This window comes from Myroides sp. C6-3 (assembly GCF_050522425.1).
Lineage (GTDB): Bacteria > Bacteroidota > Bacteroidia > Flavobacteriales > Flavobacteriaceae > Flavobacterium.
Genome location: NZ_JBMVQP010000009.1, coordinates 1 through 14,747, shown reverse-complemented (window position 1 = coordinate 14,747; position 14,747 = coordinate 1). Strand labels below are relative to the sequence as shown.

Below are 14,747 nucleotides of genomic sequence, written 5' to 3'. Positions count from 1 at the left end.
AAATTGATAGTTTTATTCGTTTAGCTTTACTCTAGGGTCTAAATAAGCGTAGATCAAATCTACTAAAATTGTTAGGATTACGAAAGCTGTTGCTATAGTAAGTACAGCCCCCATGATAATAGGTAGGTCTAAGGTATTGAGTGCTTCTACAATTTCTTTGCCTAATCCGTTCCAACCAAAAATATACTCTACAAAAACGGCTCCGGCTAACATAGAGGCAAACCAACCTGAAAGTGCTGTTACTACAGGATTAAGCGCATTCTTTATTGCGTGTTTGTAGATCATTTGGTACGTAGACATTCCCTTTGCTTTAGCTGTTCGGATATAATCCAAGCTCAACACTTCTAAAAGAGAATTTCTCATCAATTGAATAACTACAGATAAAGGGCGAATGCCCAGTACAATAGCAGGGAGAAGGATATTTTTTAAGGCAATGTATCGCCCTGTTCCGTAATCATCTACCTCGTATAAGCTTCCTGTCATGGGTAATTGTGTGTAGGAATGCAAGAGATATCCAAAGATCCAAGCAAATAAAATTGCACTGAAAAATGAGGGAATACTCATCCCAAATGTGCTGACAATAGAAATAAATCGATCTAGCCAACTATTGACATATAAAGCAGAAATTACCCCCAACAAGACACCTATAAAAAGCGCAATACTAATCGCCACAGTAGCAAGTAATACCGTATTAGGTAGTGTCTCTGCTAGAATGCTGCTTACCGTTTTGCCGTTTTTCTGAAAGCTCTCGCGCAAATAAGGAACTTTTAGCATGACCTCTGTTTTCCCTGCTTGAAACAAGACCACTCCCTTGTATTTATTTTCCTGGCGAAAGCTATAATCAGTGGAATAACTGCTGTGCAAAGAAAGGGGAGAGAGGTCGTTGAGATAGAGCAGATACTGTTTGGAAACTGGTTGATCAAATCCGTATTTCTTTTTAATCGCCAAGAGTTGTTCTGCATTCTCATTTTGATCCAGCATCATACGAGCTGGATCTCCAGGTAGAATGGTAAACAAAAAGAAAACTACACTCACAACACCCCAAAGTGTTAGTACAGCATAGCCTATTTTTTTGATGAAGTAAGCTAGCAAATCGTATCTATTTTAAGGTAACTTGATCGCGATCTTTCCAGTGTCTTTTTTCTACAATAACTCCTTTTTCTAGGACTACAATACTCGGATTTGCTCTTTCAATTGTTTTTAACGTTGTTGCATCAGAAGTATAATAGATAAAAGGCAATTCGTATTTCTTTATAACCCCATCAATAATAGCATTACTAGAGGCAGTTAATCCTGTAACTACATATCCTTTTACAATGGCTTTGTTGGCGAAATCTTTCATGGCTTGTAAACCTTCAGCATCCGCACGCTCTAAGTCATATGAAATAATCCAAATTAGCTTTGGTTCTTGTAGCATTTGATCTAAGTGCTCCTCACCATCTAAATCCATCGTTAAATCGTGGATTTCAGGTTGAAAACCTTCGCTTAATTGAATGTCTTCACGGCGTACAAATTCCGCTCCTTCTGGAATATTACCTAATTCTTTATCCGTAAACTTTTCTTCTTTTCCATTGACGTTATAGTAAAACGTCATTTGATATTCTGCTTTAGGAGCTCCTTCTGGAATTTCCATGCCCTTTTGTATATCAGTACCTACCTTATAGGCTCTAAAGTCTTTTAATGGCAAGTGATTCAACACCCAATACCCCATGAAGCAACACAGAATAAGCGTAATCATCATGATTAAGTTATTTGTTTTGGCTTGAAATATAGGTTTAATATAAGATTTAAATTTGATTAAAATGAGGATAAAAACCAACAAGACAATGTCTTTGGTGAATGAACCCCAGGGTGTTAGAGGAACAGCATCACCGAAACAACCACAATCCGTTACTTTGTTGAAGTAAGCCGAATAAAAGGTCAGGAAGGTGAAGAAAACAATCATTAAGAATAATAACGTCAACGTCAATTTTCGCATAAACCCAAGCAATAAGGCTACTCCTAAAATTACTTCTGCAATAACCAATACTACAGCTAAGGATAGGGCATAAGGCATTAAAAAAGGCAAGTTTAAAACGGCTTCTGAAAAATATTCCTCTAGCTTAAAAGAGAAACCTGTAGGATCATTCAGTTTAACTAAACCGGATAAAATAAATAATACGCCTACAAATATGCGCGACAATTGCGTGATGATTTTCATAGTTAGTGGTTGATGGTTATTTATTCATTTATTAATTCAAGGTGGATTAGGGCAAAGACAGCATAGTTTAGCATGTCTTGATAATTCGCTTCGATTCCTTCAGAAGCCAAGGTTTTCCCCTTGTTGTCTTCAATTTGTTTAACGCGAAGTAACTTCTGTAAAATCAAGTCTGTTAAAGAGCTCACGCGTAAATCGCGCCATGCTTCTCCATAATCGTGATTTTTGTTCTCCATTAAGGTTTTAGTTGCTAAAACCTGCTTGTCATAATGGGCCTCTACTTCCTCAGCAGATAGGTCTGGATACTTTCCAACTCCTATTTCAGCATTAATTAAAGCCATAACGCAGTAATTGATGATCCCTATAAATTCAGGAACTTCGCCTTCATCTACTTTGCGTACACTGTTTTCTTGAATACTTCTCAAGCGTTGTGCTTTGATGTAAATCTGATCAGTTAAAGAACTTAGACGCATAATACGCCATGCGCATCCATAATCGTGCATTTTTTTTTGAAACAACGATTTGCAAATTGCAATTACCTGATCGTATTGTATAGAAGTAGTACTCATTTAAGCTATATTTGTAATGGATTATTCTTCAAAAATAGTAATAATACGATGGCATTGAAAAAAATGTTACATCTTTTGAAGAATTTAATAGAAGTAAAAATAGGATAAAATATTGAATTGTGTTGTATGACAATAAATTGTAAAGGAGAATTGATTGATTTATCTCGTCCTCGTATTATGGGGATTTTAAATGTAACACCCAATTCTTTCTACGATGGAGGTAAGTATAAGACAGACATCGATTTTCTCAATCAAACGGAAAAAATGCTAAAAGAGGGTGCTGATTTCATTGATGTGGGGGCTTATTCTTCAAAACCAAGTGCTGAATTTGTGGAAGAAGAAGATGAACTAAAGCGTTTAGTTGGTGTCGTTTCTCTGTTAGTTCAAGCATTTCCTCAGCTAAAGATTTCTATCGATACTTTTCGAGCGAAAGTAGCGAAAGAAGCGATCGAAGCAGGCGCAGCGATTGTTAATGATATTGCAGCAGGATTATTAGACGAACAAATGATGGAGGTAGTTGGTCAATTGCAAGTGCCTTATATTATGATGCATATGAGAGGAAATCCTCAAACGATGCAATCGTTAACGGATTATGAAGACCTAATTGTAGCGATGCGTTACTACTTCTCTGAGCGATTGGCTAAAGCTAGAGCTGCTAAAATCAACGATGTTATACTTGATCCAGGTTTTGGTTTTGCGAAAACACGCCAGCAAAACTATGAGTTAATGGCAAAGCTAGAACACTTTCACCATTTTGACTTGCCTCTTTTAGTAGGGGTTTCTCGAAAGTCCATGATATACAATCTGTTGGGATGTACAGCGCAAGAAGCCTTGAACGGTACAAGCGTACTCCATACAGTCGCCTTGCAAAAAGGAGCCCAAATTTTGCGTGTTCACGATGTGAAAGAAGCAAATGAAGTTAGAAAAATTTTAAACCAATTGATGATATGAGAAAATTACTGTTTGTATTACCTTTTCTATTTCTTTTTTTAAGCTGTGATAAAAAAGAAATGAAATTAGCACGTGCGGCCTATATCGTAGAAGAAGGAGTTGACGATCATTCGCCTATTTATATTGAATTCGCTGAAGATGGTATTCACCCACATCTAAATGACAACAATAGAATTGGAGGAACAAACTTCATTTTTCACGTGCAAAGAGAACTCAATGTCAAAGAGGTCTTAGAAATGGTAGCGGAAGTAAAGAATAAAAAGTACGATAAAAACAACATGCACCAAGATGAAAAGGGCGTTTTTTATAGCTATGCTGATACCCTAAACAAACACTTGTCGTTCTTTCCGTTTAAAACTATTGATTACAGTTTTGAACGCCCAACGTCAACAGCTAATTTACTTTATGTAAATGCTTCAAATGACGTGTTTTTTGAAGGAAATGCAATCGACAGAAAGCAGTTAACAGAGGTAGTTCAAAATAGAGATAGCTTACAATTAGGATTCAGTAAGGAGTTGAACTTTGAACAGTATCTGCAAATGCGCATTTCGATTGAAGCAGCTAAACTGCGTCCACAGTTCTTAAATCAAGATAAAATCTACTAACACCTATTGGTGGTGATAAGGCTCATTGCGCAAAATTGTAAATCCGCGATAGAGTTGTTCAATAATAAATAAACGAATCATTTGATGGGAAAATGTCATTTTTGAAAGTGATATTTTCCCTTTTGCATTTTGGTATACCTCGTCTGAAAACCCATAAGGTCCCCCAATGACAAATACCAAAGTCTTGATCCCTGTATTCATTCTTTTTTGCAGTTCATCAGCAAAACCCACACTCGTAAAGTCTTTTCCCTTTTCGTCAAGTAGGATCAGAAAGTCCGTAGGAACAATTTTACTTAAAATCAATTCTCCTTCTTTTTGTTTTTGTTGTGCTTCAGACAAATTTTTAGCATTCTTGATATCGGCAATAATCTCCAGGTCAAACTTTACGTAAAAAGACAAGCGTTTGATGTAATCATTCATCAATGTTTGCAATTCTTTATTGTCTGTTTTTCCGATAGCGAGTAGTTTAATATTCATCTGTTTTGAATTTGGGACAAAGGTACTATTTTCCTTTTAGTTCTAGTGGTTTGCAAGAAGATTTATAAAACGAGAAGAGACGTCATTTTTGACGCCTCTTCTGGTTATTGTTCGTAAAACTATTCTGTAAATCCTTGATATTTTAAATACGCTTCAATAGTAGGATCTTTTTTTCTGAATGCGTGGTACAGTTTGTCTAGTGGAACTGTATTGCCTTTTGAAAATAACATTTTTCTCAATGTATTTCCATTTTGAGGCGATATTCCTCCGTTCTCTTCTAACCAAGCATAGGTATCATGATCAAGCATTTCTGACCATTTATAGGAGTAATAGCCCGCAGCATATCCACCACCAAAAATGTGACTAAAATAGGTAGATCTATATCTTGGAGGAACTTGCTCTAAATAAATGTTGTTCTTCATTAATGCTTGTATTTCAAACTCTTCGATTGAAGGAATAACCGTATTTTCATCGATAGAATGCCAGGCTAAATCTAAAATCGTAGCGCCCAGCAATTCGGTTAAATTAAAGCCTTTGTTAAAGCTAGCAGATGCTTTGATTTTTTCAAGTATATCTGTAGGTACTACATAACCTGTTTGATAGTGCTTCGCATAGTTGTTAAATATAGCGGGATGAAAGGCAAAGTGCTCATGGAATTGTGAGGGAAATTCAACAAAGTCTCTCGCTACATTTGTTCCAGAAAGTGTTGGATACTTCTGCTCCGCAAATAAACCATGTAAGGCATGTCCAAACTCATGGAATAATGTAATAACCTCGTCTATTGTTAACAAGGTAGGAGCCCCATCTGCAGGTTTAGCAAAATTGGCAACGTTATAAACAACAGGTTGACGTTGTGTTAAGAAGGATTGATCAACAATATTACTCATCCATGCACCTCCTTGTTTTGAATCGCGTTGGTAGTAATCAGTATAAAATAAACCAAGGGAACTTTCATCTTTATTGAAGAATTCATATACTTTAACATCATCATGCCAAACAGGTAGATCTGTGCGCTCAACATAGGAAAGTCCATATAGGTATTTTGCCATGAAAAACACACCATTTTTCAATACTCGATCTAGTTCAAGGTACGGTTTGACTTCTTCTTGATTCAATGCGTATTTGCTTTCTTTTAGTTTCTCAGCATAATAAGAACAATCAGCTGCTTTTATAGAAGTGAATTCTCCTTTTTCAGCAGCAATAGTTTGCAATTCCTGTAGTTCAATTTTCGCTGCTTCAACAGCACGAGGATTTAAGGTGTTCAACATCTCGAAAACACGAGAAGGGTTTTGCGCCATAGTGCCTTGTAAACTCCATTCTGCATACGTATTGAAACCTAGTAATTTGGCTTTTGTAGCGCGCTTCTTAACTATTTTTAAAACGAGCTCTTGCGTGTCGTTTTTATCTTTTTTTTCCGCTCTATTCCAAGAGGCTTGGAACAATTTTTCACGGGTTGACGCTTGATCCAACTGTTTTAAAATAGGCTGTTGTGTGGTATTACTTAGTGCAAGGTTATATCCCTCGCCCTTGCGGTCAAGCGATGAAAGAGTAGCCTCTGATAAACCTGCTAATTCTTCTAAACTAAAAGTAACACCTCCTTCTTTTGTCGCAGCTAAAAGTTTATCGCTAAAAGAAGCGGTTAGTGCAGCAATATCTTGATTTATTTTTTTCAATTGCTCTTTTGCATCGGAAGATAAATTTGCACCTGCTTGTATAAAGCGCTCATAATAAACTTCAATTAAACGCACTTGTTCAGGCTCTAAAGAAAGTTCGTCTTTGGATAAATATAAATTTTTAACACGCTCAAATAAAGCATCATTTAGGTAAATCCCATCTTCATGAGCCGCAAAAACGGGAGCCAATTCGTTGTTAATAGCAATTAGTTCTGAATTCGTATTTGCACTTGTCAATAGGTGAAAAACGTTACTTACTCTATTAAGCAAGAGACCTGATAGCTCTAATGCTTCCATTGTATTCGTAAAAGTAGGTTCTTCGGCAATGGAAACAATTTTTTTAATAGCTTCATTTTGTTGGCGCATCCCCTCTAATAAAGCGGGTTTAAAATCTTTGTTTTTTATTTTTGAAAAGTCTGCCGTATGGTAAGGCAAATCACTTTCCAAGTAAAAAGCATTTGTCTCATCCCAATTTGTCTTGTTTTTACAAGACATAGAAAATAAAGAAGCGCCAATCGCAACGCCAATAATCACTTTTTTTACATACATAAGGTAGAATAGTTTTAAATTTACTGTTTGTCAAAGATAGAAATATATTGGAATTGACTTAATTTATTATAAATTTAAACCACACTTTTGCTACAATTTATTTGTTAAGTGTGCTTTTTTATTAATTACAGCCGTTAGTTATGTCTAAAATAAAATACTGTTTAACTTGTATTTGCTTTCTTGTTGGAACAAGTGTCTTTGCTCAGCCTAGTGCGATTCGAAATCAATTAGAAAAAAAATACACGACAAGCGAATCGCGTAGTTTACTGAAGGAATTAGAAGAAACAGAACAAATAAGACGACGAGAATTGTTGGTTTATGAAGGTAATCATCTGACTTTTAAGAGTGAATTTGTTGATGAATTCAACTATTTTCAGGCACAGCGAATCGAACGCAATGCTGTTATTTATTTTAAGACACACAATGAAGTTTCTCGTTTAATTAGCGAAGTGGATCAATTGGCAAATGCAGAAGATCCAATTTTTAATCAGTTAATGGGACAAGAAATGATTGTAGGGGTTATCGATGGGGATTTAGCTTTTAATCGACAGATTGAATTCTCAAAAGGCACTCATACAAAAGTAAAATTACTAGAAAATTGGGAAGATAAAGTAGAGGAAGGAGCGACAGAATTTAGTACAATAGAGCGCCGAAGAAATCACGCTACACATGTTACAGGTACTATTGTAGCACAGGGAATTAGTCCTAGAGCTTTAGGAATGGCACCTCAAGCGGAAGCTTTTAGTTACAAGTGGACTAATGATATGGCAAAGATGGGAGCGTTGGGACAAAGGGGGATTTTGGTATCAAACCACTCCTATGGTATTGCCGCAGTAGATGATAAAAAACAACCGCTTTTGTCGGCTGATTTTTTTGGATCCTATACAACAGATGCTGTTAATATGGATAAAATAGCTTACCGTTATCCTTATTTACAACCCGTTGTTGCAGCGGGTAATGACAAACTGTATGCAACATTGATTAATCCAACAAAGGATGGAATGGATTTATTGTTGGGGCATGCAAATGCTAAAAATGCAATCGTTGTCGGCGCTATAGGTATGGGAAAAGAGGGAGATTTACGTGAAACGGACTTTAGCAGTACTGGTCCAACAAATGATTTTCGAATTAAACCCGATATAGTTGCTATAGGAGAGGAAGTCTTTTCATCTGCTTATCAATATCGCTACAGTACAGGCGAAATTGAAAAAGATAATCTCTATGCCATATTAAGCGGAACCTCAATGGCAGCTCCTTCAGTATCAGGTATTCTCTTGCTTTGGCAACAATGGGCAATTACCCAAAACCAATTCCCCTACAAAGCTGCTACTATGAAGGGAATTATGATTAATAGTGCGGAAGAAATGCCTTTCCAAAAAGGACCTAATGCACGAACAGGATGGGGAGTAATTAATGCATGGAATGGTATTCAACTCCTAGATGCCGCTAAAAAGGACAAAGCGTTTATAGGTGAAGAATACCTGCAAAATAAACAGCAGAAAAAAGTGCAGGTCAAACTCACAGAAAAAGTGAATCGCCTGTCTTTTACTATCGTGTGGACGGATGTTGAAGGAACCTATCAAGAGAAAAACTTTCAGGAGTACTCCGGAATCAAACAATTAGTTAATGACTTAGATATTCGCGTGTATAAGGATGGGGAAATCTATTTGCCATGGCGATTACTGGAAAGTTTTGGAAACGATCCTGCTGTACAAGGAGATAATACCGTTGATAATGTAGAACGCATTGACATAGATCAACCGGAAATCGGAAGCTATGACGTTGTCATCTCTCATAAGGGGGCTTTAGTGAATAAAATACAAGACTTTAGTTTGATCATAAATTCAGATGTGTATTCAGGTGTGCAAAAGATAGTTGAAGACTTTGAAGAAAATGTACAACAATTGGTTGCTTGGCCTAATCCTGTAGAGGATGTCTTACATGTAGAAATTCCTAAGACACTTACTTTTGCAGCAGTGCAGGCAACAGTACACGATAGGAATGGAAGACTGTTATATGACGTCCCCCTCGCAGGATCAAATAGGCAAAGTTTTAATCTCTCCTTTTTATCTAGTGGAATGTACTTTTTTCAACTAAAAGGAGGTGGACAAAAATATCAAATCAAGTTTATCAAAAAGTAATTTTTATAGAATTATATCCCTTTGAACAGTGCGTTTAAAGGGATTTTTTGTTTTTTATACTTTATCATTTGTTTTTTAGAGAAAAAAATTAAATTGCGCTGATTTATTTTTATATAAAACAGGTTTTAGTTTAGTTAAGTATTTGTTTTTCATTTAATTGTTATTTATAATTTAATCTTATTATGTTTTATATGTGATTTGTGTAATTTTTAATCGATTTAAAAGCATTGGAAATAGAAAAGAAAATTCTCTTTTAAGAAAGAGATACTGTTAGAATAATAATTAGGTATGTAAATGGAGAAAAAAGCGCAGTAGATAGTTTTTTTAAGGAGTAGTTTGTAGGTAAATAAAGAAGAAATAGCAACCAAATGAGCTTTCGCACCTATAGCTGATAAATCGGATAGTTTCGCAGCAACTAGAATAATTTCAAAAGTAAATAGCAAGTTTATTTCGGCCCCTTGTCTTAGCCGGTAGAAGGAAAAATATACTTTGCTTTTATTTTAAATAAGGTCAGCTGAGTTGATTGGAAATATTAAATTAAATATATGAATAGAAAAAAGCAAGGAGTAAAATTAGTAGTAGTAGCAGTTGCACAAATAGCACTGTTTAGTTGTAGTCACGATGACAATACAACAAAAGAACAGATGAGAATAAAAAAGGAGGCTGTACAGGAAAGTATCAATGCAGGTCCTCCTACTGCTTTGATTACGAATAGAATAAGTGTTCCTTTGGTTACTACCAGACAAACGGATAGTAATTGTGTGGAGAATATTGAAGATCAAGAAAAGACATTTGATAACTTCGCTAAATTTGGTGCAGGGACTCATCTGATGTGGCCAGGAAATCTTATCCAAGGTCAGTCTATTAAAACAGGTGCTTTGGCAGCAATTCCTATAGGTGAAAATGGCAGAAATCCCATAGAGGTTAAAGTGGATGCCTTTTCTTCTAATACGACCATATCTTCTAGTCAAGTTATTGCAAATCCCACAGCGGGACGCGTACAAAATGCTTTGGAGATTGCATTGGATAGTTACTATAGTTCTGATACAAAATTCCCAGCCAATTATACCATAGATATACAACGAGCATTTAGTAGTTCTCAACTTCAGCTTGCGTTAAATGTTGGTTACACTGGAGGAACAGGAGTAAGTCTAGGGGCTAGTTTTGGAATAGACTTTAATATGAATAAAAGCTATTATGCAGTAACATTAAAACAAAAGTTTTTTACCGTTTCTGTCTATCCTAAATCAACTTTACAAGGTGATTTAGGGTGGGTTAAAGCAGACTATCCCTCTAATGAGTTGGATAAATTCATGGGAAAAGATCGACCACCTGTTTACATTTCTTCTGTTAGTTATGGTAGACTTTATACCCTTGTTTATGAATCAAGTGAAAGTTCAATGGAATTGGAACAAGCACTGAATTTTGCTTATAAAAATCCAACAATCGAACTAACGGCTGAACAAAAACTTAAATATGCCAAAACGTTATCTAGTTCTAGGGTATATGTTAAGCAACTTGGAGGGAATGCAACAAGTGGGGCATTAACCGCTTTTGAAAGTCAAGCGGGTAACTTCGAATCTATCAGAAATTTTGTCGTAAATGGAGCAGAAGTCTCAAAACAAAATCCAGGATATCCAATAGAATATGCTGCTGTTCACGTAGGAAGTAATCAGCCTGTTACGATCAAAATGACGGCAAAAAATAAGTATAAAGAATGTAGAAATATTCCTTATGTCGCTGGTTCATATAATGAGGCTAGAGCTGCATTAGGTAGATTGAAATCAGAATATGGAATTGCCAATTCAGCGCTAATTTTGATTCACAACAATACCAATCAAGAGCTAATTTTAAAAAACTCATCTCCTTGGTATGGAAGTTCCTTTTACAATAGTCCCCCGACGATTATTCCAGCTAGAAAATACGGGTACTGTTTAGCGGTTCATAGAACAGGAAGTGCTACAGGAACGTTTAATCAGATTACCTATACACTCAAAGATGGCTTAGTAAGTTTTGGAACGTATGCTCCTTGGGGACAATTTTATACCAATAATGTCCTCGTTGACTTTAAAGAAATAACCGAACAAGAATTATATAATAACAGTACAAGACCTGTTATTGAAAAAGCAAAAGGAAATTTAAGAATAAGAGGAAGAATCGATACAGGAGATAGTCCGTATGTTCTTTTTACTGTAACACAGTAAACTAATTGTAAGAATCTTTTTCTCAGAGATCCCCTAAAGATGAATCTTCTTTAGGGGATTTTTTTTGTTTGAAAGTAGAACAAAGCACTTGTAGTGCTATTCTAAGCGATAAAGCGTATTTATTTAACGTCAATTGAAAAATGGCATATTATTTGTTTTGGTTTTGTTTGTGATTTTTTGTGATTTATTTGATTTATTATTCAAATAAAATTTATTAAAAATTATTAAAAAGATAGATAATGTTTAAATAACGAATGTATGAAGCGATTAGTTAGTCTCGTAATGATTGGGATGTCCTCTTTTATTTTTGGACAACAAAGTAAAACAAATGATTCTTTACCTCCCTTAATTCCCCAAACAAAGCAAGGTTTGATAAAAGACTTTGATGTAAGATTGTATGCTCGATCGGGTTTTGATGCTAATTTTGATGAGAATAAACTTCAAACAAGTCGCTTTTTTGCAGATGAGTTGCGAATCGATATTAAGGCAAAGATCCACGACAGGGTGTCGGTTCGATTTAGAAATAGATTTAATGCGAAACCTGTTCCTGGTACTTTAGATATGATGAGCTCAGCGGTAAATCTTGCTTTTGTAGAGGTGAAGGCCTTGCCGAAAATCAATGTTTCTTTTGGAAAACTCGGTGCTGATTGGGGAGGTTATGAATACGATTTAAATGCGGTTGAAGTATTAACGTATAATGATATCCTTAGTCGAGCCGAGAATTACCTTGTTGGACTTGGCGTTGCTTATCAAGCGAATGACAAGCATCGTTTTAATTTTCAGCTGATGAATGCGAGTGCTAATAAACTGGATGAAGTAGGTGAGTTTTCAATGCCGAAAGGAAGTGTGGAAAGTAAAACTCCTTATGCTTTTGTTGCAAATTGGAGAGGTAGTTTTTGGAACGACAAGTTTCAAACATCCTATAGTTATAGCTATTTTACGCAAGCTAAGAATAGAGGAATGCAATACATTGCTTTAGGAAATAAATATGAAAATGAGCGACTAGTTTGGATGTATGATTTTCAGTATAGCCATAATGGAATAGATAAAAACGGCATTATTAGTGCAATGTTTGCTAAAGAAGAACCTGAATTGTTGGAAAGTGTTGCTTATATTGATCATTGGACAAGAATAGATTATAAAGTACTAAAGCAGTTCTGTCTTTCTCTAACGCTGATGACGAGTAATGGATATGCAAAAAATAGTACAGCAACAAATACAGGATATAGTCACCTGAGAAAAAGTTATGGAATAATCCCGATGGTGCAATATCGCCCTTTTAAAAAGGTCGATTTGCGTTTTTTTGCTGCTTATGTTGGGCGTTGGTACAATTATTCAAATTATGCGAAAGAAAATTTAAATCAACAAAATTACAACACAGGACGTATCGCTATAGGGTTAATAGCTCCTCTAAAAGTACTTTAAGTCGATACAGTTCATTTGAAAAGGTTTTTTTGTTAAAATTAACCAAACGTTATTTGTTTGGGTAATTTAAATTTTAACTTCACGGTCTTGATGATAACATTGAGTGGTAGGGTAAGCATAACAAACATAAGATCATGAATAAAAGAATTGTTAGTTTATTTAGTTTTTTAATGCTTTGTGGATGGAGTGTAACGGCACAAAATCAAGTTCAAAAAAACAAAATAACAACGAGTTATAAGGAGCGTATTGCAATAGACAAAAAAAGAGAACGCTTAAAGAGTTATATTTTAGAAAAGCAAAAAGCAATTGCGTTGGCTAAAGACAGTAATATCACATTAGGAGGTGTTACCAAAGAGGGAAGGATGTATAGTTTGCAACGTGTAGATGAGTTTGGAAATTACATCTATTATATTACCCATAATGAAGGGAGTCGTATAACAGCTAAGGTGAATGATGTTGCAGCAGGAGGGAGTTTAGGATTAAATTTAGATGGAAGAGGAGTGACGGTTGGTGTATGGGATGGGGCTTCGGCTTTAACGACCCATGTGGAATTTGGTGATGGGAAAGGGGCTTCAAGAGTATTAGCAAAGGACAATATACCTAACGTTGCAGCATTAGATCGAAGTGATTTGAATCAATTTGTGAGAGGGTACTCTCATTCAACCCACGTTATTGGTACGATCGCTGCAAGGGGAATCTCAGCTAATGCTAGAGGAATGGCTCCTGAGGCAGTTGTTGTTAGTTACAATTGGGATAATGATGCAAATGAAATGAGTGAAGAAGCTGAAACTAATGGGTTGTTAGTGTCTAATCATTCTTACGGAATGGCTGCAATTGATGAAAATGGACGCGTATTAGCTCCTGAATATTATTTTGGAAGCTATGATTATACGGCAATGCTCTACGATTGGCTTGCGCATACCTATAAGTATTATCAACCAGTAGTTGCTGCAGGAAATGATCAAAGAGATTTTAGGAAAGTAAATCCAACGAAAAACGGAGCAGATATGCTTTTAGGTAATACTGTCTCAAAAAACGTTATTGTTGTTGGGGCTGTAAGACAGGTGTCCAACTATACAGGTCCAGGAAGTGTTCGTCTTGCAGACTTTAGTAGTCAAGGACCAAGTAATGATTTTCGCATAAAGCCAGATATCACAGCAAAAGGAGTTGATGTGTATTCTAGTTATTACCGCTTGCCTAGTCCAATTAGCAGTTCACCTCGAATAGATGTCTATTCTAGTATCGGGGGGACCTCTATGGCAGCACCTGCTGTTACCGGTATTATTGCGCTGTGGCAACAATGGGCGATGGAGAACAGAGAAATGCCATTGAAATCTGCAACCATTCGCGCTTTACTGGTGCATACCGCAGATGAAGCAGGTATAGCTCCAGGGCCGGACCACCAATTTGGTTGGGGGTTGATTAATGCTAAAGCAGGAGTGCAAGTACTTTTAGGAAACCTCCAAGGGGAAGCAGTGATGGAAGAAGGTGAATTAAAACAAGGAGAAACACTAGAAAGAGAATTTACCGTACAAGAAGGGGGTGGTAAGTTCATCGCAACGTTAACATGGACTGATCCAGAAGGGGAATTTAGCAGAAGAAATTTTGATGAAGATTATGTACTACATAATCCTTCCTTAGTAAATGATTTAGATTTACGTGTCTATAAGGACGGAGAAGAGTTCTTTCCGTGGAAGTTAAATAAAGATTTTAATAATCTCGTCGCATTAAAAGGAGATAATGATGTAGATAACGTCGAGAAAATTGAAATCGATGCTGCTGAAGCAGGAACTTATACAATTGTGGTTTCCCATAAAGGAACACTAGAGGAAGGCAAACAGGAGTATTCTCTACTTATAAGTACCGGTGATTTCGATACTTTATCAACAGAAGAATTTAAAATTGATGAGTCGCTGTTTGCGGTATGGCCGAATCCAGTGATGGAAACGTTGAATG

At 36.1% G+C, this 14,747-nt stretch carries 11 protein-coding genes; 6 read left to right on the top strand and 5 right to left on the bottom strand.

Annotated features, from left to right (window positions below):
* Positions 1–12 precede the first annotated feature (12 nt).
* From ACPDG9_RS05480 to ACPDG9_RS05470, 3 genes are read right to left on the bottom strand one after another with little or no spacing between them, the layout of a single operon-like run.
* Positions 13–1,092 carry an ABC transporter permease gene (locus ACPDG9_RS05480; protein WP_430526753.1) on the bottom strand — a complete coding sequence of 360 codons (1,080 nt, stop codon included), beginning with the start codon at positions 1,090–1,092 and terminating at the stop codon, positions 13–15.
* A 7-nt stretch (positions 1,093–1,099) separates the two neighbouring features.
* Positions 1,100–2,200 carry a BT_3928 family protein gene (locus ACPDG9_RS05475; protein ID WP_430526752.1) on the bottom strand — a complete coding sequence of 367 codons (1,101 nt, stop codon included), beginning with the start codon at positions 2,198–2,200 and terminating at the stop codon, positions 1,100–1,102.
* 20 nt (positions 2,201–2,220) lie between these two features.
* Positions 2,221–2,766, bottom strand: coding sequence for a DUF1599 domain-containing protein (locus ACPDG9_RS05470; RefSeq protein ID WP_430526751.1), 546 nt, complete (start codon positions 2,764–2,766; stop codon positions 2,221–2,223).
* Between the two features lie 126 nt (positions 2,767–2,892).
* On the opposite strand from ACPDG9_RS05470, the gene folP reads away from it, so the two are divergent.
* Complete coding sequence (folP, locus tag ACPDG9_RS05465) at positions 2,893–3,717, top strand: dihydropteroate synthase (RefSeq protein WP_430526750.1); 825 nt, start codon at positions 2,893–2,895, stop codon at positions 3,715–3,717.
* Positions 3,714–4,322 (top strand): hypothetical protein, encoded by a 609-nt coding sequence (locus ACPDG9_RS05460; protein WP_430526749.1) that lies wholly within the window; start codon positions 3,714–3,716, stop codon positions 4,320–4,322. Before folP ends, ACPDG9_RS05460 begins: the two co-directional genes overlap by 4 nt.
* Before the next feature lie 3 nt (positions 4,323–4,325).
* On the opposite strand, the gene rlmH is transcribed toward ACPDG9_RS05460, so the two are convergent.
* Together rlmH and ACPDG9_RS05450 are read right to left on the bottom strand one after the other, a co-directional pair.
* Positions 4,326–4,799 (bottom strand): 23S rRNA (pseudouridine(1915)-N(3))-methyltransferase RlmH, encoded by a 474-nt coding sequence (gene rlmH / locus ACPDG9_RS05455; RefSeq protein ID WP_430526748.1) that lies wholly within the window; start codon positions 4,797–4,799, stop codon positions 4,326–4,328.
* A gap of 119 nt (positions 4,800–4,918) precedes the next feature.
* Positions 4,919–7,021 carry a M3 family metallopeptidase gene (locus tag ACPDG9_RS05450; RefSeq protein WP_430526747.1) on the bottom strand — a complete coding sequence of 701 codons (2,103 nt, stop codon included), beginning with the start codon at positions 7,019–7,021 and terminating at the stop codon, positions 4,919–4,921.
* A gap of 140 nt (positions 7,022–7,161) precedes the next feature.
* On the opposite strand from ACPDG9_RS05450, the gene ACPDG9_RS05445 reads away from it, so the two are divergent.
* The 4 genes from ACPDG9_RS05445 to ACPDG9_RS05430 all read left to right on the top strand — a co-directional run.
* The gene (locus tag ACPDG9_RS05445) at positions 7,162–9,162 is read left to right on the top strand and encodes a S8 family serine peptidase (RefSeq protein ID WP_430526746.1); all 2,001 of its coding nucleotides are present in this window, start codon (positions 7,162–7,164) and stop codon (positions 9,160–9,162) included.
* 545 nt (positions 9,163–9,707) lie between these two features.
* On the top strand, positions 9,708–11,366 hold the full coding sequence (locus ACPDG9_RS05440; RefSeq protein ID WP_430526745.1) for a thiol-activated cytolysin family protein: 1,659 nt from the start codon (positions 9,708–9,710) through the stop codon (positions 11,364–11,366).
* Positions 11,367–11,624: 258 nt separating this feature from the next.
* Entirely contained in the window at positions 11,625–12,791 is a 1,167-nt protein-coding gene (locus ACPDG9_RS05435) for a porin (protein WP_430526744.1), read from the top strand.
* A 134-nt stretch (positions 12,792–12,925) separates the two neighbouring features.
* On the top strand, positions 12,926–14,747 hold a 1,822-nt coding region (locus ACPDG9_RS05430), incomplete at its 3' end, for a S8 family serine peptidase (protein ID WP_430526743.1).

Bases quoted from the DNA above. Each gene is read 5' to 3' on its own strand.
- ACPDG9_RS05475 (WP_430526752.1), bottom strand. From the start codon at position 2,200: ATGAAAATCATCACGCAATTGTCGCGCATATTTGTAGGCGTATTATTT.
- ACPDG9_RS05470 (WP_430526751.1), bottom strand. From the start codon at position 2,766: ATGAGTACTACTTCTATACAATACGATCAGGTAATTGCAATTTGCAAA.
- folP (WP_430526750.1), top strand. From the start codon at position 2,893: ATGACAATAAATTGTAAAGGAGAATTGATTGATTTATCTCGTCCTCGT.
- ACPDG9_RS05460 (WP_430526749.1), top strand. From the start codon at position 3,714: ATGAGAAAATTACTGTTTGTATTACCTTTTCTATTTCTTTTTTTAAGC.
- rlmH (WP_430526748.1), bottom strand. From the start codon at position 4,799: ATGAATATTAAACTACTCGCTATCGGAAAAACAGACAATAAAGAATTG.
- ACPDG9_RS05450 (WP_430526747.1), bottom strand. From the start codon at position 7,021: ATGTATGTAAAAAAAGTGATTATTGGCGTTGCGATTGGCGCTTCTTTA.
- ACPDG9_RS05445 (WP_430526746.1), top strand. From the start codon at position 7,162: ATGTCTAAAATAAAATACTGTTTAACTTGTATTTGCTTTCTTGTTGGA.
- ACPDG9_RS05440 (WP_430526745.1), top strand. From the start codon at position 9,708: ATGAATAGAAAAAAGCAAGGAGTAAAATTAGTAGTAGTAGCAGTTGCA.
- ACPDG9_RS05435 (WP_430526744.1), top strand. From the start codon at position 11,625: ATGAAGCGATTAGTTAGTCTCGTAATGATTGGGATGTCCTCTTTTATT.